Below are 23829 nucleotides of genomic sequence, written 5' to 3'. Positions count from 1 at the left end.
GGAGGGCGGATCAACCGGACGGTTGATTCGAGGTTCAACCCCGCTCCCGATGTGGAATGTGCCTGCTCACACGCACAATGTGGGCATGTTCGTCGGATTGAGAGAAATTGTGAAAGCCAAGGGTCGCTTCGGCCTCATCGTTGGCACGGTTGGGTTGATCACGTTGCTCGTGGTGATGCTGACCGGGTTGACCAACGGGTTGGGCAAGCAGAACACGGAGGCCCTGGAGGCACTGGATGCAAAGTCAGTCGTTTTCCAGGACATGGATGAGCCTTCCTATATGACGTCGCGCGTGACTGCGGAGGAGGGCACGGTCCCGCTGGGCACCGGCCAAACGCTGCTGCTGCGCGAGAACGGCAAGGAGGAGTCCATCTCGATCCTGGGTCTGCCGAAGGGCACGGAGCTGCCAGGCGGCGAGGTGCTCGGCGACGGCGCGGTCGCGTCGCGTGAGCTACACGTCGCGCCTGGCGACGAGCTCTCCGTCGGCGGCACCCCGATCACCGTCGACGCCGTCACGGATGACTTGTACTTCTCCCACACCGCGGTCCTGTGGGTGAACACGGAGGACTGGAAGGCCGCCATGCACACCGACGCCGACGGCACGGTGCTGCTCGCTAGCGATGACCGCGGCATGAGTATGAAGGACTCCTTCGACGGCCTGGCTGCATACAAGTCGGAGCAGGCGTCCTTCAACATGATCCTGGGCTTCCTGTACGCCATCGCGGCGCTGGTCATCGTGGCCTTCTTGACGGTGTGGACCATGCAGCGCACCCGTGACCTGGCCATTTTGAAGGCGATTGGGGCGTCGAATAGCTACTTGCGCAAGGATGCACTGGGCCAGGCGGCGGTGCTGCTGGGCATCGGCGCGGCAGTCGGCGCGCTGATCGCGCTGGGCATTGGCCTGGCGGCGTCGAAGGTGGCGCCGTTCTCGCTGACGGTGCTCACGGTCGCCGGCCCGCCGCTCGCGATTTGGGCGATCGGGATGGTGGGCGCGTTCATCGCGACGCGCCAAATTACAAAAGTTGAGCCGCAGCTCGCACTGGGAGGTATTGCGTAAATGTTGCACATGAAGGATGTCACCGTCACGTACCAAGACGGCGAGGACACACTCACGGCGCTGGACAACATCAGTTTCGACGCCAACCCCGGCCACCTCACATTCATCATCGGCGAGTCCGGCTCCGGCAAGTCCACGCTGCTCTCCGCAGCGGCTGGGCTACTGAAGCCCGACAGTGGCACCATTCTTGTCGACGCCACTCCGGTCTCCGACGAAGTCCGTCTGCAGAAGATCGGGATGATTTTCCAGCAGGCCAACCTGATCGGGGCGCTGAATGTCCGGGATCAGCTGCTGGTCACCGACCATATCCGTGGTGTGAAGCCCCGCGTGGACCGCGCGAACGAACTGCTCGCGGAAGTCGGCCTGGACGGCCTCGGGGACCGCAGTATGCAGCAGCTTTCGGGCGGGCAACGCCAGCGCGTCGGCATCGCCCGCGCGCTGATGGGGGAGCCGAAGCTGATCCTCGCGGACGAGCCGACCGCGGCGCTTGACTCCGAGCGCTCCCACGAGATCGTGGCGCTGCTGCGCACCTTGGTGGAGGAGCACGATATCGCCTGCGGGTTCGTCACCCACAACGCCAGCCTCATCTCCGAGAGCGACGAGGTTGTCCGCGTCCGCGACGGCCACGTGTCGCGCGAGCGGGTGCTAGCGTAGCCGCGGCCGCGACCCAAGCGCCAAGGTGATGAACGCGCAGGCCGCCAGTCCGGCCGTCATGCACAGCGTGCCGGGCAGGAAGCCCGCGTCCACCACTGCGGCGCCGAGCGCGGATCCGGCCGCGATCCCGACCTGGTAGGTCACCACGTAGATGGAGCTTGCCAGGTCTTCGTTGCGCTTCCCGGCGTGCAGGAAGATCGTGGTTGCCGACGGTGGCAGCGCCCCGTTTGCTAGCCCGAACACGATGATCATCGCGATAATGAGCAGCACCGATTTCGTCTCCAGCGCGAGCAGCCCCAGCACCGCCGACCCCACCAACAGCATGGCGACGAACCCGTTGACCCGGATCATGCGCCGGTCCACCGTGTTGCCCGCCGTCAACACGCCAATCACCCCGCAGATGCCGAAGAGGGACAGCCCGAACGGGACCAGCTTCGGCCCGGCTGTCGTCGTCATGAGCAGCGCCAGGTAGGTGAAGGTGGTGAACACGGCCGTCACGTTGAATGTCAGGAAGAGGACCAGCGACGGTATCGCCGACTTTGTCCGCTTTGTGCCCGTTGCCGGCTCCGGGTGCTTCGCCGGCATCGAGGGTAGCGACGCCACCAACGCCACCACCGAGAAAATCACCGCGACGCCCAACACCCAGGTAGAGCCGCGCCACCCGATCATCCCGCCGAGCATGGTGGTCAACGGCGTACCGATCACCGCCGACATCGTCGACCCGAACGACACCGTCGCCACCGCCTTGCCCGTCCTTCCCTTCGGCGCCAGCCGTGCCGCCATCGGGTTGATCAGCGACCAGAACAGCCCGTGCGTAAACGCCGCGGTCACGCGGGCAGCGACGAGCACCGCGTAACTGTTCGCGATGCCCTGCAGGATCACGCCCCCGGCGAGGAAGCCGAGCGTGGCCAGGAAGACGGGCCTGCGGTCCCAGTTGCGCGTGAAGTGCATCAGCGGGATGGTCACCACGGCGACCAGGCCGGCGTACACGCTCATGAGGAGGCCGATCTGGCCTTCCGTCACCCCGAGGTCCTGCGCCATGGGTCGAATCAGGCCGACCGCGAACATCTCGTAGGTGACGTAGACGAACGCCGCGAAGCTCATCGCGGACAACGGCAGCATAGGAAGCGACGACTGTTTACTCACACGTGACAACCTACACCGGGCGTGTTAGGCGAACGCCCCCAGGTTGAGAGCCTGCATGATAAGGGTGCCTCCCGCTAGCACCGCGCCCAGCACACCCAGCACGATCCCGGCGATCGCGAGCGGCGTGAGCTCCTTCTCTTCCTCGGTCTCGGTCGGGGTCGTGGTTGTGGGCGCGGGCGTGGTTGTGGTTGGGGCTGGCTTCGTTGTGGCCGTTGCGGTCGGCGCAGGCGCTTGTGCAGCGGGCGTCGAGGGCTTCGGCGCCACCGTAACCGCGGTGCTGGTGGTCGGCTCGGGGATCGGCGGCACCACCGTATTCACCGCGTTCGGCGGGATCGGGAGCGCCAGGGTGGCGTCGCCGCCGGCGGCACAGAGCTGCTCAGCCCGCTCCCGTAGGCTGACGTATTCCTTGACGCGCCGCAGGTTGGTGTAGAAGAACGTGTCTGCGTACTGCTGCGCCCAGGCGGTTGCGGCGGCGTCGCTGAGCCCGGGGAAGCGGGTTTGGAGCTCGCGCGCGATGTCTGGGGTTTCAGTGGCTTGGGTGACCGGCCGGAACAGGGCGCGTTGCCCTGGCCCGAGCACCTGGTATTGCCCCATGAGTTCGTAGTAGTGGTAGGTCAGCACGTCATCCGCCGACGCCTGCGGTGTGGTGCGCTGCGGACTGTACTTGAACAGGTACCACTCGGCGACACTCGCGGGCAGCCCCGCCTCTGTGAAGGCCTCAACCGCGTACGTGTGCTGCAGCGAGTCGGGCCGCGCGAAGTTGCTGGGAGCGAGAAACTCTCGCCCTTCCTCTTCCCTAATCCGCTTATAGACGTCCTCTTCGACCTTCCCCAGCTCCGGAAATGCTTGCCGGAATGTTTGATAGTCCAGCGCGTACTCTTTTTCGGGCGCGGAGAAGTGGAGGCGCGCTGCGTTCATGAGGCGGGCGTATTCGGCGGGGGAGAGGTAGAACGCGCAGAGTTTCGTTGCGGGATCTTGGGGGCCGATGACGGCGGCGTCCGCGACTGGAGACAACAAACTGGCGCTGAGCCCGAGGGCTACAACGCCAGTGAAAAATCTCCGAGACTCCATGGAGATGAGATTACAGCATCTTGGCTGCCGTCAGGCCGAGGACTGCCAGGATTGCAATCACGATGGTGCCAACAATGCCACCGATGAGGGCAGCCGAGTTATCGCTCGTATCGACTGTCTTCGAAGGCTCATCGTTCACGGTGGTCTTCCCGTTCAATGGGTTGACCTGAACGTCAACGGAAACCGTGGTGGTCGGAGAGGAAGGCGTGGTGGTTGGCTGCTGTTCCTTGTTACGGTCCGTGCCCTCAGCACCCTGCGAAACTGCGTCCGGGTTGGAGTGCTGTGTTGGGAAGAGCACGATGCCGGACTTGCCGTCGCGGCAGTTGTCCTTCGACTGGTTCAGCGCTGCTTCGACTTCCGCCATGGTGCGGGTCTCTGCGACGCCTTCCTGGTTCTCGAACTGGTCAACCCAAGCAGCTGCCTGTTCGTCGGTGAGGCCCTTGAACTGGTCCTTCTTCTCCTGGATCAGGGCGTCGCGGTCACCGATGGTCGGGAAGACTGGTTCCGGTGCGCGGAACGACTGCTTCGAGGCTGGGATCTCGCCGTTCTCGAAGTACTTGTCGTACTCCAGGATCTCTGGGAGGCGACCCGGGTTCTCGAAGCCTGCCACGACTGCGTCGCTCCACTTGTGGGTGACGTAGTCGAGTGCGACAGACTCTGGCAGTTCCGAGTCCTCAGCGACCTGCTTAGCGAGCTCAGCGAGCTTCGGGCGAGGATCTGGCTGGAACTGCTGCTGGTACGCAAAGTCCGACTTCAGATCGTTGTACAGCTTCTCGCCGTGCATCTTGGCTGCTGGGAAAGCCTGCTCGAATGCGAGCTTCCACGCCTTGTCGACGTCGAAGCTTGCCGCCTTGCCTTTCGACTGCTCATAAAGCTTTGTCTCTTCGGCGTTAAGGCGGATGGAGCATACGCCGGAGACATTCTCGCCAACGGTTGCGCCTTCAGCGGAAGGGGCGACCATGGCGCACGCGCCGAGCGAGAGCGCGATTGCGATTGCTTGGAGTCTCCGATTGTTGAACATATTTCTGAGTGTAGCCGAGGGAGCTGCGGAAACGTATTCGCTCGTTGACGCGTGTTTCTGTATTTATCCAGGAAAAACCGTAAATAAACCTTAATATTCACATACTCGCAGGTCCATGACATGTGTTTGCGGGATTGTTCAACATCTACATTTAAGGAAGCCACAAACCAAACAAAGGGACCATACCCCACCTAACCCTTTCTGGGGGTGTGGAGGGTGAAAATGCAGTTCATCGGCATTAAATTACAGCGGTGTAATTTAGACCCACATACACTGCTTTTGCTAAAAACGTGCGCACCACGCCGTAGCGCTACGCACATTGGATGCAATTTCGCTAGCAGAAGTCTGTGCGTGGCCGTACGGTGTCCGGGAAGCGAGCCACGCAGCCACCGCGTGTACCTGAACCGACTGGGCCAAAAGTAGGACGTCGTCTATCCCGTCGCGCGCCACACGAGCCCCAATAATCCCGGCAAGCACATCGCCGGAGCCGGGTGTGGCGGCCCAGGAGGAGCCGGCGTCGATAAGGATGGATTCCTGGCCGTCTGAAACGGCCGTGGCACGCCCCTTCCGGACCACCGTGCAGCCGAGCGCCCGTGCGCAGTCGGCAGTCTCCTCGACGCGATCGTTGGTCATACCTGTATATAGGCGTGAAAATTCACCGTCGTGCGGGGTCACCACAACCCGCGCCAACTTGCGCGGTGTGCGGGCCACAAGGGTGAGCGCATCCGCGTCGAGCACCACCGGCACACCCTGTCGCAGCACCCAATCGACGGCAGCATCCGCCTCCTCATCAAGCCCGATGCCAGGGCCGCACACCCACGCCTGCACCTGACCGGCTTGCTCCAGCTCGCGGGTTGCCACAACCTCCGGTCGCGCCCGCACCACCTCGAGCGCCTGCGCGCCCGCAAACCGCACCATCGCCGGTGTCGCCGTCACCGCGCCAGCCGTGCACAGCAGCGCCGCGCCGGGATACGTACCGCTGCCAGCGTGGATGCCGACCACACCGCCTGTGTATTTGTCGTCATCGGCGCCGGGCTCCTTGACGCTCACCGGCACCGGGCCCATCGGCCTGATGCCCTCGAGGTCCAGGCCCGTGTTGGGCACCGCGCGGTACGTCCGCACGTGGCTCTCCGGCAGCGGTAGGCCAATGTCCGCGCACAGTACATTCCCGCAGCGCGTCGAGAGGGCGTGCGCGTAGCGCCACCCGCCGAACGTTACCGTCACGTCCGCCTGCAGGGCGTTGTGGCCGGCCTCGCCGGTGTCGGCATCCACGCCGCTCGGCACGTCCACGGCAAGCACCTGGCTCGCCTCGATGTCGGCGACGGCGTCGGGCAGGTCGCCGGCGCCGCCGAGGCCGAAGAGGCCGTCGATAAGGAGGTCGCACACCCCAGGCTTCTCGACGACCCCACCTCCGGCCCCCACAAACGCATCCAGCCCACGCTGCTGCGCCCGGCCCAGCGGCAGCCAAGCCTCGACGTGCCAGCCCTCCCTGACGAGCTCCGCGCCCGCGTAAAGCGCATCCCCACCGTTGCCGCCCGGACCCACCAGCAGCAGCACACGCTCTCGCGGCCCCGACATCGCGCGCGCCACGCGCGCCACAGCATGCGCGGCGCGTTGCATCAACGCGTCAGGAGACGCCTCGGCGGCAAGGAGGGGAGCTTCCGCGGCCCGAATCTCCGCGGCGGAATACGCAAACGGTGCAGCAAACATTCCGCTATTCTACGCGCTATTCCGCCTGGCAGGAGGGGCACCAGAACAAATTGCGGCCCTCGTACTTGCGCACCTCGATCGGCGTGCCGCACACAAAGCAGGGCTCGCCGGCGCGGCGGTATACGTAGACCTCACCGCCGTGGTCGTCCTTCCGGGGTGGTCTGTCCATCGCCTCGGGGCTGTGCTCGGGGCGCACAGTATCTATCCGGCCGTGCTCCATCCCGTACTCCATCAGCTCGCGCACGTCCTGCCATAGACGCAGGAACTCCCCATGGTCCAACGCGCAGCCCGGCACAAACGGCGAAATACCCAGGCGGAACAGCGGCTCCGCACGATAGATATTGCCCACGCCCGCGAAGTACTGCTGGTCCATCATCAATGACCCAATCGTGCGTCTCGACGCCCGCACCCTTTTCCACAACGCCTCCGGATCCGCGCCCGGATCGAGGGGATCCTCGCCGCTGCGGTCCAGGATCGCCTGCTCCTCCGGTGGGGAGACGTAGCGGCAGTACTGCGGGCCGCGCAGGTTCGCCGCCACGTCCTCGTTGGCCAGCCGCAGCCGGATCTGGCCCCACACGTCCTCCGCCGGTTCGAAACGGAAGGAACCAATCAGGCCCAGGTGCACATGCACCGTCGCCGTGGAGAACTCCAGGAACAGGTGCTTGCCCACCGCGCGGGCCTCCGTCAGGGTGGCGCCAGCGAGCGGGGAGACGTCGAAACGTCCTTGCGGGGAGGAAATCTCGATGGGCTGCCCCGCAAACGTGTCGTTCAAGTGGCGGGCGAGGCGGTGGATGACGTGGCCTTCGGGCATTGGACTCTGCTACTCCTTATATCTCACCGATTAAGGTACAGTGCGCACCCGCTTCCGCTCCGGTCGACCTCTTAGCGTCGACCAATGCAGGTCACGGCAATTTGGGGCTTTTCGACGCCAAAAACCTGATTTCGCGCTGACCAGGGTTGGTCGACCGTAAGAGGTCGACGGGAACCAACCCGCCCCAACGTGCACAAATAGAGATGCGCGCGCTGGCCCGGTATACTTCAGGTTCCATGCCATATAGCGTTGGATTTGATCGGGATAAGTACATTGCGATGCAGTCGGAGCACATTTCGGCCCGACGAAAAGCAATTGGGGGAAAGCTCTACCTAGAGATGGGTGGCAAGCTCTTCGACGACAATCATGCCTCCCGCGTTCTGCCGGGGTTTACGCCGGATAACAAGATTGCGATGTTGGACCGCATTAAGGATGAGGTCGAGATCGTGATTGCGTTCAACGCGGGTGACGTGGTGCGCCAGAAGATGCGCGCGGACCTCGGGATTTCCTACGAGGAGGACGTGCTGCGCCTCGTGGACGTGTTTAGGGAACGCGGGTTCCTCGTCGAGAATGTGGTGGTGACCCAGCTGGAGGGTGAGAACCCGCTGGTGGAGGCGTTCATCGAGAGGCTGCAGCGTCTGGGCCTGACGGTGTCGCGCCACTACATGATTGCCGGGTACCCGCATGATACGCAGCGCATCGTATCCGAGGAGGGCTTCGGCCGCAACGAGTACGTGGAGACGTCCCGCGACCTGATCGTGATGACGGCACCGGGCCCGGGCTCCGGCAAGCTGGCCACGTGCCTGAGCCAGATCTACCACGAGCACCGTCGCGGTATTAACGCTGGCTACGCCAAGTTTGAGACGTTCCCCATCTGGAACCTGCCGCTGTCGCACCCGGTGAACCTGGCCTACGAGGCCGCGACGGCCGACCTTGATGACGTCAACGTGATCGACCAGTACCACTTGGACGCCTACGGGGAGACCGTCACCAGCTATAACCGCGACATTGAGGTGTTCCCGCTGCTCAAGGCGTTGCTGCGTGAGGTGACGGGGGAGGAGCCGTACCAGTCACCGACGGACATGGGCGTGAACATGGCTGGCTACTGCATCAGTGATGACGCCGCCTGCCGCCACGCCGCGAAGCAGGAGATCGTGCGCCGGTACTACAAGACGCTCGTGGACGAGCGTCGCGACGACACCGACCACACCGTCTCCGACCGGATCCTGAACATCATGCGCAAGGCGGAGGTGACCCCGCAGGACCGCGTGGTGGTCGCTCCGGCCCTGGAGGTCGCACAAGCCACCGGCTCGCCGGGCGCTGCGCTGGAGCTGCCGGACGGCACCATCGTGACCGGCAAGACTACGGACCTGTTGGGCCCGTCGGCGGCGGTGCTGCTCAATGCGCTGAAGGTGCTCGCGGGCATCGACGATTCTGTCCACCTGCTGTCCCCGGATTCTATTGAGCCGATCCAGACGCTGAAGACGCGCCACCTCGGGTCCGTGAACCCGCGGCTGCATACTGATGAGGTGCTCATTGCGTTGTCGGTGTCGGCGTCGACAAGTAGTGATGCGGCGGCGGCGCTGGAGCAGCTGAAGAACCTGCGTGGCTGCGACGCGCACACCAGCACCATCCTCGGCTCCGTCGACGAGGGCATCTTCCGTAACCTGGGCGTGCTGGTGACCTCGGAGCCGAAGTACTGGAAGAAGGGGCTCTACCACAAGCGCTAGACTCGTGGGCATGACGAGCAAGATCCTCCTGTATTACAAGTTCCAGCCCATCGCGGACCCGGACGCGGTACGCCTCTGGCAGCGCGACCTCTGCGAGGGCCTGGGACTGACCGGCCGCATCCTGATCTCGAAGGACGGTATCAACGGCACCGTCGGCGGCGACATTAAGGCCTGCAAGACCTACGTGAAGAAGACGAAGGAGTACTTCCGGGGCATCGAGTTCAAGTGGTCCGAGGGCGGCGCGGAGGACTTCCCGAAGCTGTCGGTCAAGGCGCGCGATGAGATCGTGGCGTTCGGCGCGCCGGGCGAGCTGAAGGTGGACGAGCATGGCGTCGTCGGGGGCGGCACACACCTGAAGCCGGAGGAAGTCAACGAGCTGGTGGCCAACAACCCGGATGTTGTGTTTTTCGACGGCCGCAACGCCCGCGAGGCCGAGATCGGCAAGTTTAAGAACGCCGTGGTCCCGGACGTGGACACCACCCACGACTTCATCAAGGAGCTGGAGAGCGGCAAGTACGACTGGATGAAGGACAAGCCAGTCATCTCTTACTGCACCGGCGGTATCCGCTGCGAGATCCTGTCCAGCCTGATGAAGAACCGCGGCTTCGAGGAGGTCTACCAGATCGACGGCGGCATCGTCCGCTACGGCGAGAAGTACGGCAACTCGGGCCTGTGGGAGGGCTCGCTGTACGTGTTCGATAAGCGGATGCACACCGAGTTCGGCCCGGAGAATGACCCGGACTATGTGCAGCTGGGCCACTGCGTGCACTGCGGGGCGCCGTCGAACATGTTCTATAACTGCGCGAACGAACCGGAGTGCCGCCACCAGTACTTAAGCTGCGAGGCCTGCCGGGAGGAGAACCCGTACTGCGCAGATTGCGCTAGTGCGTCGCATCAAGCGCCAGCATCCCAATCGTGACCGTCAGCCACCACATGGTGAACGGCACGATGGGCAGCCAGAACACGCCCATCCAGGGGATCCAGCGCTCGTAGCGGTTGAGCTTGCGCACCATCAGCACCGCGCAGGTGAGCAGGCCCGCCACCGGCGGAATCGAGGTGACGACGGCCCACCAGGTCCGCCACGACTCGGTGCACAGCCACGTCGCGTCCCCGGCCTCACACAGGGGGCCGCCCTGCACGCGGGCGACGGCGGCGAGTGCCCACGCGAACAGCAGCGTGCCAAGCACCGTCACCACCGCAAGCGTGATCGCCTGCTTCGTCGACGCCTTGTTGCGCCGCGCGACCTCCAGCGGGTCCGGCTCTAAGGCCAGCTCGTCGAAGCTGGCAGGCTCCGGCCGGACGCGGGAGAAGCGGTCCGCGCCGGAATGCAGATCGTTTTCGGGGTGGTCAAACACGTCAGCCATGGTTAGTGCTTCCCTCGTGGGTACACGATGACGGGCACGGGGGCGAAGCGGATGAACTCGCCCTCGCGGGTGCCAACGAACACGCGCTTGAGCGGGCCCGAGGACTTCGAGCCCAGGCACAAAATGTCGCCCTTCTTCCACTTCACCGAGTCGATGGCCTTCTTCCAACCCTTGCCGGTGGCGACGAAGGTGGAGACGTCGAGACGTTCGGTGTGCTCCGGCCCGAGGTGTTCCGCGACAGCAAACGCCGAGTCGCGTGCGCGGTCCAACAGGCCGAGCGCGGCCTCGTTCCACTCCATCTGGTCTTCCTGGTCGTCGAAACCGCCGCCCTCGCTGGGGGAAAACGCGATGATGCGCAGCGGGACGTCGAGAAGGCAGGCGAGCGTGGTGGCGTACGCCAGGCCGGAGAAGCTCGGCTGCACCGCGCCAGAGTCGATGAGCGAGTAGGTGACGCGGGTGATGCCCTTCTTCGAAAGCTGCACGCCCTTCGGCGCCAGGCCCAGCGGAAGCGGGGAGGAGTGCATCATCTCGTCCGCGTCGGAGGTCGGCCGGAAGCGACCCTTCGACGTCTTCGACTTCGAGCCGAGCAGCAAAATATCAGCCTCGAAACCGTCCGCCATCTCGAACAGGCACTCCGCGAGGCTGCCGCGCTCCAGCACCTGCGCCACCGGGTCCGCCCACTGCGAACGCGGCAACTCGTGCTTCAGCGCCTTCGTGGCCTTCTCGCTGATGGTGTCTCGCTGCTTCTGCAGCCACTTGTCGTACTTCTTCGACGACAGCGACTTCGTCCACGAACCCGACACCGACGCCGCAACCCGCACCGTCACGGGCAGGCTCCGCCCCAGCCAGGCGGCGAACTCGATCGCCTCCGAGTTGGAAGCATCCCAACCAACGAGCACTCGAAGTGGGCGCTCAGACTCAAAGGACTGGGCTAGTTCAGAAGAGAAAGATCGTGGCGCCATACCGACCTAGTGTATTAGCTTTCCGGGTTCGCGTAGACGTCTGCCAGGGTATTAATTGCCTCGGTGGCGGCGTCGAGCTGCTGCAGCGAGGCGTCATCAAGCGTGGCGAGCATATCCGCGAGGTACTGCGTGCGCTCCTTGCCCACTCGCCTCAGCTCGCGTTTGCCCTGGTCAGTCAGGTCGACGAGCACGCCGCGCCTGTCCTCCGCGGAGCGCGTGCGGTGCACTAGGCCGCGCTTCTCCAGCTGGTTGATGGTGTTCGAGGCCGTCGGCATTCGCACGCCCTCTGACGTGGCGATATGGCTGATCCGGCTCGGCCCTTCCACCTCGAGGCGGCGCAAGATCGAAAGCTGGGGGCCGGTGAGGTCGGAGCGTTCCGTATTTCGGAAATACGCGACATACAAACTCGTCATCGCCGGGCGAATACGCTGTGCCAACTCCAACGGGTCAGGACGATCAGCCATAAGGACCTGCCTTGTACAAAAGAGACGAACAAAACGTGCAACGCATCATTCTATACATAGGCGAAGGAAACTATGTTGTTGCGCTAGTATGGCGGCGATGTTCACCTACCAGCACGAAGTTTCGCACGAATGGCAACGCCGGGCGGCCCTTCGCGCCTATCACGCCGGGCACATTCCCAAAGAAGAGCTTTGCGACGCCGACTTCCTCCTCCGCGCAGCTGCAGAACATCACGGAGAGGCGTCGAAAAGAAACTGCCCAATTTGTGGCCGTGACATGCGAGAAGTGCGCTGGGTGTACAGCGAAAAGCTTGGGCGGCGCACCGGCACCGCACGCAGCGAGGCCGAGATTGACACCCTTGTGGGTGAGGTCGGCCCAATCACCGTGCACAAGGTGGAAGTGTGCCCCCACTGCCACTGGAACCACTTGTTGCAAGAATGGACCGCCACTCCAGTGCGGTAAAAACGCCCGGTACGGGTAGTGTGTGCTGTAGCAATTCTGTAGGTGATCGTACAGGGACAATGTGTGACTAACGTAGACGAGAAAACCAAGACCCCATCCAAGTCCCGGTCGCGGACGGGCCAATGGGTCCTAGCCATGCTCCTGCTCGTGGTGTTGCTGGCCAGCATCCCAGCTGTGTGGTTTATCTGGAACTACCAGCGGGCGAACATCCCGGAGCCGCATGAGATCGAAACGGCGCAGATCTCAAACCTCTACTTTAACGACGGCAAAACCGACCTGGCTCGCATCGTGCCGCCGGAGGGCAACCGCGTTCAGATCCCGCTGGACCAGGTGCCAGTTGACGTGCAAAACGCCGTCCTCGCCGCCGAGGACCGCGACTTCTGGGACAACTCCGGCTTCTCCTTCACCGGCTTCGGCCGCGCCGTGATAGGCCAGCTTACCGGCAACGCATCAGCCGGTGGTGGCTCCACGATTACGCAGCAGTACGTGAAGAACGCCCTGGTCGGCAATGAGCACTCCTACGAGCGCAAGGCCAAAGAGCTCGTCTACTCCATCAAGATGACCCACTCTTGGACCAAGGAAGAAATCCTCAACGCCTACCTCAACACCGTCTACTTCGGGCGCAACGCATACGGCATCGAGGCTGCCGCGCACGCATTCTTCGACAAGCCGGCCAGCGAGCTGACGCTGGAGGAGGGCGGCGTGCTTGCGTCCTCCATCCAGCTGCCGAGCCAGCTTGACCCGTGGACCAACCCGGACGGTGCGAAGGCCCGCTGGAACTACGTGATGGACGGGCTCGTTGAGACGAACAAGCTCGACCCTGCGAAGCGCGCCGGGCTGCAGTACCCGGAGACCCGCGATCCGGCGACCTACTCCGCCTACACCGAGGCCAGCGGCCCGAACGGCCTGATTAAGAACCAGGTGATGACGGAGCTGGCCACCATTGGCATCTCCGAGTCGGACCTTACCAACCGTGGTTTGAAGATCACCACCACGATTGACCCGAACTCGCAGTCAGAGGTCGAGCGGATTTCCCGCGAGCAGCTTTCGCTCCTGCAGGACGACGCCCGCACCGGCGTCGTGGCCATCGACCCGAAGACGGGCGCAGTACGCGCCTACTACGGTGGCGACGACCCCTCCGGCTGGGACTACGCCAACGCAGGCCTGCAGACCGGTTCCACCTTCAAGATCTTCGCGCTGGCCGCGGCCCTACAGCAGGGCATCCCGCTCAACGCGATGTACTCGGCCACCCCTGTGACGCTGCCAGGCGGCCACGTAGTGACCAACTGGGACGGCGGCGGCTCCGGCATGCTCTCCATGCTCGACGCCACCCGCACCTCCTCGAACACCGCGTTCATGCGCATCCAGGATGACCTGGACAACACCACGCAGGACACCGCGGACATGGCGCACGCCCTCGGCGTGGCCCGCTCCATCCCGGGCATCCCGGTCACGCTGCGTGAAAACGGTGGCCAGCCCTACGAGGGCATCGTGCTGGGCCAGTATCAGTCCCGTGTACTCGACATGGCCACCGCCGTCTCCACGCTGACGAACCGCGGCCTGGCGCACCCGACGCACTTCGTGCAGCGCGTCACCGACGCCTACGGCGAGGTCCTCTACGAGTTCGACCCCGGCTACACGGAACGCCGCGTTTCCCAGCAGGTCGCTGACAACGTGATCAAGGCGATGCAGTCCGTCGTCCCGTACTCCAACGCCGTGCTGGCAGGCGGTCGCCCGTCCGCCGCGAAGACCGGTACCGCCCAGCTTGGTAACACCGGCCTGAACAAGGATGCGTGGACCGTCGGCTCGACGCCGCAGCTCGCCGTGGCCGTGTGGGTCGGTACCGCCGACAACACCTCGGCGATCTTCAACTCCTACGGCGGCAACATGTTCGGCGCCGACACTCCAGGCCGGATCTGGAAGAACGTGCTGGACTCCCTCCTGCAGGGCCAGGACTTCGAGTACTTCCCTGAGGCATCCCCTGTGTACTGGGGCGTCAACCCCTACTCGGGCGGCGTGAACCTGGGCGGCTACTACGGTGGCTTCTCCGGTAACTCGACCACGGGCACCCCGTCGGACGCGGCAGCGCCGAGCAGCGTCGCCGACGCCCCTGCAGGCGAGGCCGGACCTGGCCAGCCGGCGGCACCAGCCCCCGCACCGGCTCCGGCTCCGGCGCCAGCACCGGCGCCCGCGCCGCGGCCGGACCCGGTACAGGACGCAATCGACCAGGTTATAAACGATATCTTTGGATAACGGAGCAACGATGACAGCAACCACGTGGCCTGACCCGAAGGATCGCGTCCAGCCAGCCCTCACCGAACCCGCCGCCCGCGGTTGGGTTGAGTTCCTCGGCGGACCTATGGGGCGCTTTGCCCAAATTGGACGCTCTAAGTTCTGGACGCCGCTGCGCACCATTTTCGCGCTCGCCTACGTCTTCATCGGCCTCGGCGCGCTCTCAAAGTCAAACTGCGCGATGGGCAAGCTTGACGACGCCGGCGTGATGCAGGTCAACTGGGACGGCAACCGCCAGTACACCTCCTTTTGCTATAACGACATCCTGCCGCTGTACGGCGGCCGCGGCCTGGACCAGCCGGGCTTCGTCTACGACTTCTCCTGGGTTGAGGGCGACCTGACTCGCTACATGGAGTACCCGGTGCTCGCCGGCCTGTTCCAGCAGTTCTGCGCGTTCATCTCCCGCAACACCTACTTCGCAGTCTCGCGCATCCTGCCGGAGTCCGGTTGGTACTTCTACGTCACAGTGCTCATCCTGGCCGCCATCTGGGTGGTTACGGCGCGCATGGTGGCGGAGCTTGCCGGCAACCGAATCTGGGACACGCTGCTCGTTGTCGGTTCCCCGTTGCTAATCATGCACCTGTTTACCAACTGGGACATCCCCTCAATCTTTTTCGTGGTGGCGGCGATGCTCGCCGTGCGGAATAAGAAGTACTGGCTGGCAGGCGTGCTGATTGGCGCCGGTACCGCGTTCAAGCTGTGGCCGCTGTTCATCCTCGGCGCATACCTGGTGCTGGCGATCAGGAAGCGCACCTTCGTGCCCTTCCTCAAGATGGTTGCCACCACGGCTCTGACCTGGGTCGCGGTGAACCTGCCGGTGTACCTGCACAACCCGGAGGCATGGAACGAGTTCAACCGCCTGAACACCGACCGCGGCTGGGAGTGGACCACCATCTACGCAGTGATCAACCGCGTCTTCGGGTGGAGCGGATTCGACAGTGGCGAAGGAGCCCCCGTCATCCTGAACACGGTTACGCTGGTGCTCTTCCTCGCAGGCTGCGCAGCCGTCCTCGTGCTTGGCCTGAAGGCGCCGCGCACGCCGCGCGTCGCCGAACTGTTCGTGCTCATCGTCGGCTTCTTCCTCCTCTTCAACAAGGTGTGGAGCCCCCAGTACTCCATCTGGTTCATCGTTCCCGCTGTCCTTGCCCTGCCGTACTGGCGCCTGCTGCTGACCTGGATGACCGTGGACATGATGGTGTGGCCAGTGCTGATGTGGCACATGATGGGCGAGGACCAAAAGGGCGCCCCGGGCGCGCTGCTGGACACCGTCATCATCTCCCGCGACGCACTCATCATCGCCATTATGGTGCTGGTTATCCAGCAGATGTTTGGCAAGCGCGAGGACAAGGTCGCCGCCGCGCACAACGGCCACGACCCGCTTCTGACTACCCCTGAAGATTGGAAGGAGCCAGCATGGGATCCGCAACCGTTACCGGAATCGCCTCAATCGCAGTCGGATTCGGTTTCATCGCCGCAGCGTTCGTAGCGACGAACCGTCAAGAAATCCCCCGCGCCGTCGGCTACGGGCTAGCCGCTTTTGTCTTCATTACCGTCATTCCGGTGATCCTCGCGGTCTTCGTTGCAGCGCCGAACCCGCAGTAGGGCGGATGGGGCGTCGAGAAGTATTTTGCCCAGCGTAACGGGTGGGGTACGCTGGTGGGGTTGCTTGACGCAACGACCCTCCTGCCACCGCACAATGCGGCGGCCGAAAACATTCAAATCTAGACCATAGGAGGTGATGAGGTCCGTGCGTCACTACGAAGTAATGATCATCCTCGATCCACAGCAGGATGAACGCACCGTTGCCCCGTCCCTGGACAAGTTCCTCGAGATCGTCCGTAAGGAAAACGGCAAGGTAGAAAACGTTGATGTGTGGGGCAAGCAGCGTCTTGCGTACCCAATCAACAAGAAGGAAGAGGGCATCTACGCTGTCATCAATCTTGAATGCGCAGCAGATACCGTCCAAGAGCTCGATCGTGTGCTGAGCCTGAGCGAATCAGTGCTGCGCACCAAGGTTCTGCGAACCGACAAGTAAAGAACGGCTTTCGGAACCACGGAAACGAAGGAGTCAAAACAATGGCACAAGGCGATACACCGATCACCGTCGTCGGCAACCTGGTTGCGGACCCGGAACTGCGGTTTATTCCAAGTGGTGCAGCGGTAGCGAACTTCCGCATCGCTTCCACGCCACGCCAGTTCAACCGCGACACGAATCAGTGGGAAGACGGCGAGGCCCTGTTTTTGACCTGTAACTGCTGGCGTCAGATGGCGGAGAACGTGGCGGAGTCCCTCACGAAGGGCATGCGCGTTATCGTCAACGGTCGCCTGAAGCAGCGCTCCTATCAGACCCGCGAGGGCGAAAACCGCACCGTGTTTGAGGTCGAAGTTGATGAGGTAGGCCCGTCCCTGAAGTACGCCACCGCGAACGTGCAGCGCACGCCACGCGAGGGCAACTCGGGCTACGGTCGCCCACAGCAGCAACAGCAGCAGCCTCAGAACATGGGTGGGTTTGGTCAGGCACCGCAGCAGCCTGCACAGCAACAGCAGCAGGCACAGCAGTCGCAGCCACAAAACGATCCGTGGAATTCGGCTCCACCTGCCGGTGGATTCGGCGGGATGGACGACGAGCCCCCGTTCTAAGCATTTCCCACACATAAGCATTTTCAACTCAAGGAAGGTTAGGATTCATGAAACTGATCCTCACCGCTGCCGTTGATAACCTTGGCGAGGCAGGCGAGATCGTCGAGGTCAAGGGCGGCTATGGCCGTAACTTCCTGCTCCCACGTGGCCTGGCTATCCCGGCCACCCGCGGTGCAGAGAAGCAGATCCGTGATATTCAGCGTGTACAGAAGGAGCGCGAGGTCCGCGACTTGGACCACGCAAAGGAGCTGCGTGATCAGCTCGACCAGCTCACCGGCGTGAAGGTGCCAGTGCGTACCTCCGAGAAGGGCAAGCTGTTCGGCTCCGTCAAGCCTGGCGACATCGCAGCAGCTGTCAAGGCAGCCGGCGGTCCATCCCTGGACAAGCGCCGCATCAATGTACCGAAGGGCCTTGTTACCAAGACCGGTGGATACCAGGTCAAGGTGAACCTCCACGACAGCGTGGAAGGCAAAGTGAACTTCGAGGTCGTTAGCAAATAACGACGATTACCGATAGGTAGTCCAACGACAACAGCTTGAGAACGGGTCCCGCTTGTGAGGAGCGGGGCCCGTTTTCGTTTGCCTACCTGCGCTTGTGGATAACTCTCCACAGCTAGGTGGTGTGGCGCCCATGCGGCAGTGTGTTTAGCGCACTGCAAGCGCCTAGTCAAACCGGCTGGTAGCGGGTTTTCCACTGGGGGTACCAATGGGTACCGTCTTGAATAAAAGTGGTGTGAACTGCGAAGAGGTCGCTGCAGCGTGCCCTTTCGATGCCTTTTCCACACACTCTCCACACGTTGTGCACACCCCCTGTGGATAGATCCCAGGCGCAATGGAAAACTATTCACAGCCCCTGTGGATAACTCAACTGGCGGTACGTGAATGTCTGGGGTATCCGGTACGCTGTTGTGCAACACGAAAGGGTAAAGGGTGCTGCATGGCTGAGAACTCGAGTGCCGCGAGCTTCGACGATTTTGACGACGACTACGTTCCACCACCGGAGCCTCCGGAGTCCTCGGTGCCACCGGAGCCACGCCAGTGGGACGGCGGGTCGTCGAACTTTAACCGGGGCCGCAAGGACCTGAAGGAGTACCGCCAGCCCCCGCACGACGAGCGCGCGGAGCGTTCCGTGCTTGGCGCCATGCTGCTCAACCAGGACGTCATCACTGATGTTTCGGACGCGTTGCGCCCGGAGGACTTCTACTTCCCGGCGAACCAGCTGGTGTACAAGACCATCACGGACCTGTACTCGCACGGATCCGACATTGACGCGGTGGTCGTCGCAGGCCAGCTGGACCGTAACAACGAGCTTGAGCGTGTCGGCGGCGCCCCCTACCTGCATACGCTCATCTCCGAGGTGCCGACGGCCGCCAACGCCCGCTACTACGCGGAGATCGTCGAGGAGAAGTCGATCCTCCGCCAGCTGGTTAACGCAGGTACGCACGTGGTGCAGCTCGGCTACGAGGGCGAAGACGGCATGGAGATCGACGCCGTCGTGGACCGCGCTCAGCAGGAGCTCTTCCAGATCTCCCGCAAGAATGCCGGCGAGGACTACAAGGTGCTCGGCGACCTGCTGCAGGACACCGTCGACGAGCTCGCGGCCATCGCGCAGGGCGGTGGCCTGGAGCAGGGCGTGCCCACCGGCTTCATCGACCTGGACAAGCTCACCAACGGCCTGCACGCAGGGCAGATGATCATCATCGCAGCGCGCCCGGGCGTCGGTAAGTCGACGCTGGCACTGGACTTCATGCGCTCCTGCTCGATCCAGCAGGGCAAGACCTCAGTGATTTTCTCGCTGGAAATGAGCGCGTCCGAAATCATCATGCGCATGCTCTCCGCCGAAACGGAGATCAAGCTGTCCTCGATGCGCTCGGGCCAGATGGGGGAGCAGGACTGGGAGAAGCTCACCCGTCGCCTCGAGGAGATCCAGGACGCCCCACTCTTTATCGACGACTCCCCCAACCTCACCATGATGGAGATCCGCTCGAAGGCGCGCCGGTTGAAGCAGCAGCAGGGCCTCGACCTGATCGTGCTGGACTACCTGCAGCTGATGAGCTCCGGCAAGCGAGTGGAGTCGCGCCAGCAGGAGGTCTCCGAGTTCTCCCGTAACCTGAAGCTGTTGGCGAAGGAACTCGAGGTACCGGTGATCGCGATTTCGCAGCTCAACCGTGGCCCCGAGGCCCGCACGGACAAGAAACCGCAGCTCGCTGACCTCCGCGAATCCGGCTCCCTGGAGCAGGACGCCGATATGGTCTTCCTGCTCTACCGCCCGGACTCGCAGGACCGCGACGACGAGCGCGCCGGCGAAGCCGACATCATCGTGGCGAAGCACCGCGGCGGGCCAATCGACACGATTCCGGTTGCGCACCAGCTGCACTACTCGCGCTTCGTGAACATGGCGCACGGCTAATCCTGCACCCGTCCGGGGGTGGACAGCCAAGGCTGCCCTTGCTTAGGGTTGGCTCGCCATGCATGACACGCTGCGCGTTTCTGGCTAGCATTGTGGCCTAACACAGTTACGAACGAAGGAAAAGTCACAATGTCTGTCCGAATGATGCACGACGCACCGTCCGCGTGCGCCCACACGGTGGCCCAATTAGAGGAACGTATTACCGTCGCGAAGAACCAGGATTCGACGATGCTGCTGAACCTCCCCCGCAGCATCGACGAGCTGGCCGCCACCTCCCAGCCGAGCGGTGTCCTGCACCGCCTCCGCGGCCTGTTTAGCGCGTAGCGCGGAAGCGGCGTAGCCGCAGCGAGTTCGTCACCACGAACACGGATGAAAATGCCATCGCTATGCCTGCGAGCAGGGGGTTGAGCAGCCCGATGGCTGCCACGGGGATGAGCACCACGTTGTAAGCAAAGGCCCAGAACAGGTTGCCTTTGATGGTGCGCAGCGTCGCGCGCGACAGGCGGATGCCGTCGGCGGCGCTGACCAGCGAGTTATTCATCAGGGTGATGTCGGAGGCCTCGATGGCCACGTCGGTACCGGCGCCCATCGCCATGCCAAGGTCGGCCTGCGCGAGCGCTGCGGCGTCGTTCACGCCGTCGCCGATCATCGCTACGCGCTTGCCCGCGTCCTGCAGGCTGCGCACGAGCTCGACTTTGTCGGCGGGGAGTACGCCGGCGGTGACGTTGGCGGCGTCGATACCCACTTCCTTCGCCACGGCGAGCGCGGTCGCGCGGTTGTCGCCCGTGAGCAGGTGCGGCTCGAGCCCCAGCTCCTTCAGCTTTTCGACGCCCACCCGGGAGTCTTCCTTCACGGCGTCGCGCACCGCAATAACCCCTTCAAGCGCGCCGTCGACCTCGACGGCGACCACGGTCGCGCCCGTCGCCTCCATGGCGTCGAAGGCACCACGGTACTCGCCCAGGTCACCCGATGGCCTGCCGACTCGGACGTGCTTGCCGTCAACGGTCGCGCTGGCGCCGATGCCGGGCTCGTTCCGGAAGTCGGTGACGGACTCGGTGCGAGCGTCCTGGACGTAAGCGGTGATGGCACGGGCGATCGGGTGCTCCGAGTGTGCCTCCACCGCGGCGGCGAGTGCGAGGGCGTCGCTGCTGCCATTCGCGTCAACCACGGTCATTTCGCCGGTGGTGACGGTCCCGGTCTTGTCCATCACGATGGTGTCCACCTGGCGGGTAGATTCCAGGATCTCCGGGCCGCGGATCAGCAAGCCCAGCTCGGCGCCGCGCCCGGTACCCACCAGGATGGCGGTCGGGGTGGCCAGGCCGAGCGCGCACGGGCACGCGATGATCAGCACCGCCACCGCCGCCGTAAACGCGGCAGCCACGCTGTAGTCCAACAGGAGGTGCACCACCAGGGATACCGCCGAGATAGCGATCACGGTCGGGACGAAGATCTGCGCGATCCTGTCTACCAGCCGCTCTACCGGCGCTTTGCCTGCCTGCGCGTCCTTGACCAGTTGACCCATCTGCGCGAGCGTCGTGTCCGAACCAACGCGTGTTGCTTGCACAAGCAGTCGGCCGTGCGTGTTCAGGGTCGCGCCCGTGACGTCGTCGCCTTCCTTGACGTCGACAGGAACAGACTCGCCGGTGAGCATTGAGGCGTCGATCGCCGAGCGTCCCTCGACCACCGTGCCGTCCGTCGCGACCTTCTCGCCTGGGCGCACCACGAACGTGTCGCCGACCTTCACGTCGGCGATCGGCACGCGCGTCTCCACGCCGTCGCGCAGCACCGTCGCGTCCTTCGCCCCCATGTGCAGCAGGTTGCGCAACGCCTCGGAGCTACGCCCCTTCGCGCGGTTCTCGAACCAGCGCCCAAGCAGCAAGAACGTGATGACGACGCACACCGTCTCCAGATAGACCTCGTCCATCCCGGCCGAGTTCGGCACCAGGCTCATGCGCATTCTCATACCCGGTTCGCCCGCGTTGCCGAAGAACAGCGCATAGATAGACCACCCGTAGGCGGCCGTGGTGCCCATGGAAATCAGTGTGTCCATGGTCATGCTGCCGTGACGCAAGTTCACCAATGTCGCGCGGTGGAAAAGCGACCCTGCCGAGAAATACACCAGGGTCGTCGCGGCGAATGCGGCCCACTGCCAGTACGGGAATTGCAGTGCCGGAATCATCGACACCAACATCACCGGCAGCGATACCGCAGCGGACCACACGATGGTCCACAGGAGGGTGTCGCGCTCGGGTTCGGAGGGGGCGTCGTCAAGCGGCTCGTCGGCGTCAGTGACCGTGAACGCATCGTAGCCCGCGTTCCGAATCGTTTTGATCAACGCATCAGGGTCCGCGAGCGCCGGATCGTACTCGACGGAGGCGGTCTCCGTCGAAAAGTTCACCGACGCCTCGACCCCCTCCATCTTGTTCAGCTTTCGCTGCACCCGCGACGAGCACGACGTACACGTCATGCCCGAAACGCCGAGTTCTATCTGTGCATTCGACATTAGAGCAGCTTGAACCCCGCTTCCTCAACCGCCTTATCGACGTCCTCCCTGCTCACCTCTGCGCCCTCAACCACAACCTTGCCGGTTGTGTGATCAGCGTTCACCGAGGTCACGCCCGGGATTTCCCCGACCTCTTCCTGGATGCTGAGCTCGCAATGCCCGCAGCTCATGCCCTCAACCTGGAATGTTTGCGTTGCCATAATATTTCCTTCCTTCCTGCGGGAATCGCCCCGCACTTGTTAGTGTTGCATTGATAGCTGCCAATCTAACAAAAAACGAAAAGGAGCTACCTAATGGCCACAACCGACCTCACTGAGGAAACATTCCAGGAAACCGTTCTCGGAGAGGGCATTGTCATCGTCGACTGCTGGGCGTCCTGGTGCGGCCCCTGCCGCCAGTTCGCGCCTGTTTACGAAAAGGTCTCCGAGAAGCACCCGGATGTGACCTTCGCGAAGCTCAACACCGAGGAATACCAGCAAGTAGCGGTCGCCCTGGATATCCAGGCAATCCCGACGCTCATGGTGTTCCGCGACGGAATCATGGTCTACCGCGAAGCCGGTGCCCTGCCGGAATCCGCATTCAACGACCTTGTCGAGCAAGTCAAAGCACTCGACATGGACGAGGTCCGCCGCCAGGTCGAGGCCCAAAACGCGCAGGAGGGACAGTAATGGCAAACCCATTCGTAAAGGGCTGGAAGTACCTGATGCAGTCCTTCGACACCAAGATCGACGAAAACGCCGACCCGAAGGTGCAAATCCAGCAGGCCGTCGCCGCCGCTAAGAAGCAGCACCAAGAAATCACTGAGCACGCAGCCGCCATCATTGGCAACCGCAACCAGCTCAGCATGAAACTGGACCGCCTGCTCAAATCCCAACAGGACCTTGAGGCGAAGACCAAGACCGCCCTCCAAACGAACGACGACGCCGCCGCCGAGGTCATCGCCACCCAGCTGGTGTCCGTCGAGCAGGAACTCGAGCAAACCAAGCAGGCCTACGCCGCCGCCGAGCAAGCCGCACAGGAAGCCCAAGCGAAGCAGAAGGAATCCGAGGCGCGCCTGCAGGAACAGCTCGCCCAGGTCTCCCAGCTGGAATCCCAGCTTGACCAGGCGAAAATGCAAGAGCAGACCACCAAGACCATGGACTCCCTCAACCAGTTCGGCGGCGACGACAACGTCCCGACCCTCGACGGCGTTCGGGACAAGATCGAACGCCGCTACGCCCAGGCGCTCGGCGAGCAGGAGCTGGCTAAGTCCTCCATGACGGACCGGATGACCGAAATCGAGTCGGCCGGCAGCGACGTCGCCGCCAGCGCCCGCCTCGACCAGATCCGCGCCGAGCTTTCCGGCGGCAAGTCGGCTTCGTCCTCTTCCGAGGCCCCGAAGGAAATCGAGGACAACAAGGACTAGGAAAACCTCAGCGCCGCAAACTGTAGTAACAGGATTGTAGTATTCCCCGAAAAGGGGCTGCGGATGTTTTGTTGGAGTGCATCACGAGGGACTTTGTCTCGTAGTTATGCACTCAGCGCCTGTCTATGCT

25 protein-coding genes are annotated in these 23829 nt (G+C 63.4%); 15 read left to right on the top strand and 10 right to left on the bottom strand.

All coding sequences use genetic code 11. The annotated features are described in order from the left end of the window. Positions 1 to 85 precede the first annotated feature (85 nt). Together QP802_RS07315 and QP802_RS07310 are read left to right on the top strand one after the other, a co-directional pair. Positions 86 to 1057 (top strand): ABC transporter permease, encoded by a 972-nt coding sequence (locus QP802_RS07315; RefSeq protein ID WP_284818080.1) that lies wholly within the window; start codon positions 86 to 88, stop codon positions 1055 to 1057. Continuing rightward, complete coding sequence (locus tag QP802_RS07310; protein ID WP_284818078.1) at positions 1058 to 1711, top strand: ABC transporter ATP-binding protein; 654 nt, start codon at positions 1058 to 1060, stop codon at positions 1709 to 1711. Here the strand turns inward: QP802_RS07310 and QP802_RS07305 are convergent. The 5 genes from QP802_RS07305 to QP802_RS07285 form a co-directional block, all read right to left on the bottom strand. Further along, entirely contained in the window at positions 1703 to 2815 is a 1113-nt protein-coding gene (locus tag QP802_RS07305) for an MFS transporter (protein ID WP_284818183.1), read from the bottom strand. The two genes, QP802_RS07310 and QP802_RS07305, sit on opposite strands and share 9 nt — an antisense overlap. A gap of 66 nt (positions 2816 to 2881) precedes the next feature. After that, entirely contained in the window at positions 2882 to 3928 is a 1047-nt protein-coding gene (locus QP802_RS07300; RefSeq protein ID WP_256005706.1) for a hypothetical protein, read from the bottom strand. 10 nt (positions 3929 to 3938) lie between these two features. Next, positions 3939 to 4949, bottom strand: coding sequence for a hypothetical protein (locus tag QP802_RS07295; protein WP_256022166.1), 1011 nt, complete (start codon positions 4947 to 4949; stop codon positions 3939 to 3941). Between the two features lie 282 nt (positions 4950 to 5231). Further along, positions 5232 to 6659 carry a bifunctional ADP-dependent NAD(P)H-hydrate dehydratase/NAD(P)H-hydrate epimerase gene (locus QP802_RS07290; RefSeq protein ID WP_284818073.1) on the bottom strand — a complete coding sequence of 476 codons (1428 nt, stop codon included), beginning with the start codon at positions 6657 to 6659 and terminating at the stop codon, positions 5232 to 5234. 16 nt (positions 6660 to 6675) lie between these two features. Beyond that, positions 6676 to 7470, bottom strand: a complete 795-nt coding sequence (locus QP802_RS07285; RefSeq protein ID WP_284818072.1) for an Fpg/Nei family DNA glycosylase — start codon at positions 7468 to 7470, stop codon at positions 6676 to 6678. A 236-nt stretch (positions 7471 to 7706) separates the two neighbouring features. Between QP802_RS07285 and QP802_RS07280 the strand changes: the two genes are divergently transcribed. Then, a complete protein-coding gene (locus QP802_RS07280; protein ID WP_256060309.1) occupies positions 7707 to 9200 on the top strand; it encodes a DUF1846 domain-containing protein in 1494 nt (497 codons plus the stop codon). A 10-nt stretch (positions 9201 to 9210) separates the two neighbouring features. Next, on the top strand, positions 9211 to 10119 hold the full coding sequence (gene trhO / locus QP802_RS07275; protein ID WP_070478587.1) for an oxygen-dependent tRNA uridine(34) hydroxylase TrhO: 909 nt from the start codon (positions 9211 to 9213) through the stop codon (positions 10117 to 10119). Here trhO and QP802_RS07270 read toward each other — a convergent pair. Genes QP802_RS07270 through QP802_RS07260 form a run of 3 tightly spaced genes read right to left on the bottom strand, consistent with a single transcriptional unit; the run spans position 10082 to position 11990 of the window. Next, positions 10082 to 10564: a hypothetical protein gene (locus QP802_RS07270; protein WP_070478589.1), complete on the bottom strand. Its 483-nt coding sequence runs from the start codon at positions 10562 to 10564 to the stop codon at positions 10082 to 10084. The two genes, trhO and QP802_RS07270, sit on opposite strands and share 38 nt — an antisense overlap. Positions 10565 to 10566: 2 nt before the next feature. Then, positions 10567 to 11526: a universal stress protein gene (locus tag QP802_RS07265; protein WP_071573823.1), complete on the bottom strand. Its 960-nt coding sequence runs from the start codon at positions 11524 to 11526 to the stop codon at positions 10567 to 10569. A gap of 14 nt (positions 11527 to 11540) precedes the next feature. Continuing rightward, positions 11541 to 11990, bottom strand: coding sequence for a MarR family winged helix-turn-helix transcriptional regulator (locus QP802_RS07260; RefSeq protein ID WP_070361721.1), 450 nt, complete (start codon positions 11988 to 11990; stop codon positions 11541 to 11543). Between the two features lie 97 nt (positions 11991 to 12087). On the opposite strand from QP802_RS07260, the gene QP802_RS07255 reads away from it, so the two are divergent. The 9 genes from QP802_RS07255 (at position 12088) to QP802_RS07215 (ending at position 20115) form a co-directional block, all read left to right on the top strand. Beyond that, positions 12088 to 12450 carry a DUF5318 family protein gene (locus QP802_RS07255; RefSeq protein WP_070478730.1) on the top strand — a complete coding sequence of 121 codons (363 nt, stop codon included), beginning with the start codon at positions 12088 to 12090 and terminating at the stop codon, positions 12448 to 12450. 135 nt (positions 12451 to 12585) lie between these two features. Then, a complete protein-coding gene (locus QP802_RS07250; protein WP_284818182.1) occupies positions 12586 to 14703 on the top strand; it encodes a transglycosylase domain-containing protein in 2118 nt (705 codons plus the stop codon). Positions 14704 to 14713: 10 nt separating this feature from the next. Beyond that, positions 14714 to 16228 (top strand): glycosyltransferase family 87 protein, encoded by a 1515-nt coding sequence (locus QP802_RS07245; protein WP_256001173.1) that lies wholly within the window; start codon positions 14714 to 14716, stop codon positions 16226 to 16228. Next, positions 16156 to 16344, top strand: coding sequence for a hypothetical protein (locus QP802_RS07240; RefSeq protein ID WP_083329391.1), 189 nt, complete (start codon positions 16156 to 16158; stop codon positions 16342 to 16344). Before QP802_RS07245 ends, QP802_RS07240 begins: the two co-directional genes overlap by 73 nt. Before the next feature lie 136 nt (positions 16345 to 16480). After that, positions 16481 to 16777 carry a 30S ribosomal protein S6 gene (gene rpsF, locus QP802_RS07235; protein WP_070361725.1) on the top strand — a complete coding sequence of 99 codons (297 nt, stop codon included), beginning with the start codon at positions 16481 to 16483 and terminating at the stop codon, positions 16775 to 16777. A 41-nt stretch (positions 16778 to 16818) separates the two neighbouring features. Continuing rightward, complete coding sequence (locus tag QP802_RS07230) at positions 16819 to 17382, top strand: single-stranded DNA-binding protein (RefSeq protein ID WP_284818067.1); 564 nt, start codon at positions 16819 to 16821, stop codon at positions 17380 to 17382. Positions 17383 to 17429: 47 nt separating this feature from the next. Next, on the top strand, positions 17430 to 17882 hold the full coding sequence (rplI, locus tag QP802_RS07225) for a 50S ribosomal protein L9 (protein ID WP_070361727.1): 453 nt from the start codon (positions 17430 to 17432) through the stop codon (positions 17880 to 17882). Between the two features lie 436 nt (positions 17883 to 18318). Then, positions 18319 to 19791, top strand: coding sequence for a replicative DNA helicase (gene dnaB / locus QP802_RS07220; RefSeq protein ID WP_071573828.1), 1473 nt, complete (start codon positions 18319 to 18321; stop codon positions 19789 to 19791). Between the two features lie 129 nt (positions 19792 to 19920). Beyond that, complete coding sequence (locus QP802_RS07215; RefSeq protein ID WP_070361729.1) at positions 19921 to 20115, top strand: hypothetical protein; 195 nt, start codon at positions 19921 to 19923, stop codon at positions 20113 to 20115. Here the strand turns inward: QP802_RS07215 and QP802_RS07210 are convergent. Together QP802_RS07210 and QP802_RS07205 are read right to left on the bottom strand one after the other, a co-directional pair. After that, complete coding sequence (locus QP802_RS07210; RefSeq protein ID WP_284818065.1) at positions 20105 to 22294, bottom strand: heavy metal translocating P-type ATPase; 2190 nt, start codon at positions 22292 to 22294, stop codon at positions 20105 to 20107. The two genes, QP802_RS07215 and QP802_RS07210, sit on opposite strands and share 11 nt — an antisense overlap. Beyond that, positions 22294 to 22494 carry a heavy-metal-associated domain-containing protein gene (locus QP802_RS07205; RefSeq protein ID WP_071565750.1) on the bottom strand — a complete coding sequence of 67 codons (201 nt, stop codon included), beginning with the start codon at positions 22492 to 22494 and terminating at the stop codon, positions 22294 to 22296. Before QP802_RS07205 ends, QP802_RS07210 begins: the two co-directional genes overlap by 1 nt. Positions 22495 to 22587: 93 nt before the next feature. On the opposite strand from QP802_RS07205, the gene trxA reads away from it, so the two are divergent. Together trxA and QP802_RS07195 are read left to right on the top strand one after the other, a co-directional pair. Continuing rightward, positions 22588 to 22962: a thioredoxin gene (gene trxA, locus QP802_RS07200; protein ID WP_070975350.1), complete on the top strand. Its 375-nt coding sequence runs from the start codon at positions 22588 to 22590 to the stop codon at positions 22960 to 22962. Further along, entirely contained in the window at positions 22962 to 23699 is a 738-nt protein-coding gene (locus tag QP802_RS07195; protein ID WP_256001171.1) for a PspA/IM30 family protein, read from the top strand. The genes trxA and QP802_RS07195 overlap by 1 nt, the downstream gene beginning before the upstream one ends. The last annotated feature ends 130 nt before the right edge of the window (positions 23700 to 23829 follow it).

The organism is Corynebacterium sp. UMB10119B (assembly GCF_030228125.1).
Classification (GTDB): domain Bacteria; phylum Actinomycetota; class Actinomycetes; order Mycobacteriales; family Mycobacteriaceae; genus Corynebacterium; species Corynebacterium pseudogenitalium.
This window is presented reverse-complemented; position numbering and strand designations above follow the sequence as displayed.

Coding starts and splice junctions, on each gene's coding strand:
- QP802_RS07315 (WP_284818080.1), top strand. CDS start 86: ATGTTCGTCGGATTGAGAGAAATTGTGAAAGCCAAGGGTCGCTTCGGC.
- QP802_RS07310 (WP_284818078.1), top strand. CDS start 1,058: ATGTTGCACATGAAGGATGTCACCGTCACGTACCAAGACGGCGAGGAC.
- QP802_RS07305 (WP_284818183.1), bottom strand. CDS start 2,815: ATGAGCTTCGCGGCGTTCGTCTACGTCACCTACGAGATGTTCGCGGTC.
- QP802_RS07300 (WP_256005706.1), bottom strand. CDS start 3,928: ATGGAGTCTCGGAGATTTTTCACTGGCGTTGTAGCCCTCGGGCTCAGC.
- QP802_RS07295 (WP_256022166.1), bottom strand. CDS start 4,949: ATGTTCAACAATCGGAGACTCCAAGCAATCGCAATCGCGCTCTCGCTC.
- QP802_RS07290 (WP_284818073.1), bottom strand. CDS start 6,659: ATGTTTGCTGCACCGTTTGCGTATTCCGCCGCGGAGATTCGGGCCGCG.
- QP802_RS07285 (WP_284818072.1), bottom strand. CDS start 7,470: ATGCCCGAAGGCCACGTCATCCACCGCCTCGCCCGCCACTTGAACGAC.
- QP802_RS07280 (WP_256060309.1), top strand. CDS start 7,707: ATGCCATATAGCGTTGGATTTGATCGGGATAAGTACATTGCGATGCAG.
- trhO (WP_070478587.1), top strand. CDS start 9,211: ATGACGAGCAAGATCCTCCTGTATTACAAGTTCCAGCCCATCGCGGAC.
- QP802_RS07270 (WP_070478589.1), bottom strand. CDS start 10,564: ATGGCTGACGTGTTTGACCACCCCGAAAACGATCTGCATTCCGGCGCG.
- QP802_RS07265 (WP_071573823.1), bottom strand. CDS start 11,526: ATGGCGCCACGATCTTTCTCTTCTGAACTAGCCCAGTCCTTTGAGTCT.
- QP802_RS07260 (WP_070361721.1), bottom strand. CDS start 11,990: ATGGCTGATCGTCCTGACCCGTTGGAGTTGGCACAGCGTATTCGCCCG.
- QP802_RS07255 (WP_070478730.1), top strand. CDS start 12,088: ATGTTCACCTACCAGCACGAAGTTTCGCACGAATGGCAACGCCGGGCG.
- QP802_RS07250 (WP_284818182.1), top strand. CDS start 12,586: ATGCTCCTGCTCGTGGTGTTGCTGGCCAGCATCCCAGCTGTGTGGTTT.
- QP802_RS07245 (WP_256001173.1), top strand. CDS start 14,714: ATGACAGCAACCACGTGGCCTGACCCGAAGGATCGCGTCCAGCCAGCC.
- QP802_RS07240 (WP_083329391.1), top strand. CDS start 16,156: ATGGGATCCGCAACCGTTACCGGAATCGCCTCAATCGCAGTCGGATTC.
- rpsF (WP_070361725.1), top strand. CDS start 16,481: ATGAGGTCCGTGCGTCACTACGAAGTAATGATCATCCTCGATCCACAG.
- QP802_RS07230 (WP_284818067.1), top strand. CDS start 16,819: ATGGCACAAGGCGATACACCGATCACCGTCGTCGGCAACCTGGTTGCG.
- rplI (WP_070361727.1), top strand. CDS start 17,430: ATGAAACTGATCCTCACCGCTGCCGTTGATAACCTTGGCGAGGCAGGC.
- dnaB (WP_071573828.1), top strand. CDS start 18,319: ATGGCTGAGAACTCGAGTGCCGCGAGCTTCGACGATTTTGACGACGAC.
- QP802_RS07215 (WP_070361729.1), top strand. CDS start 19,921: ATGTCTGTCCGAATGATGCACGACGCACCGTCCGCGTGCGCCCACACG.
- QP802_RS07210 (WP_284818065.1), bottom strand. CDS start 22,294: ATGTCGAATGCACAGATAGAACTCGGCGTTTCGGGCATGACGTGTACG.
- QP802_RS07205 (WP_071565750.1), bottom strand. CDS start 22,494: ATGGCAACGCAAACATTCCAGGTTGAGGGCATGAGCTGCGGGCATTGC.
- trxA (WP_070975350.1), top strand. CDS start 22,588: ATGGCCACAACCGACCTCACTGAGGAAACATTCCAGGAAACCGTTCTC.
- QP802_RS07195 (WP_256001171.1), top strand. CDS start 22,962: ATGGCAAACCCATTCGTAAAGGGCTGGAAGTACCTGATGCAGTCCTTC.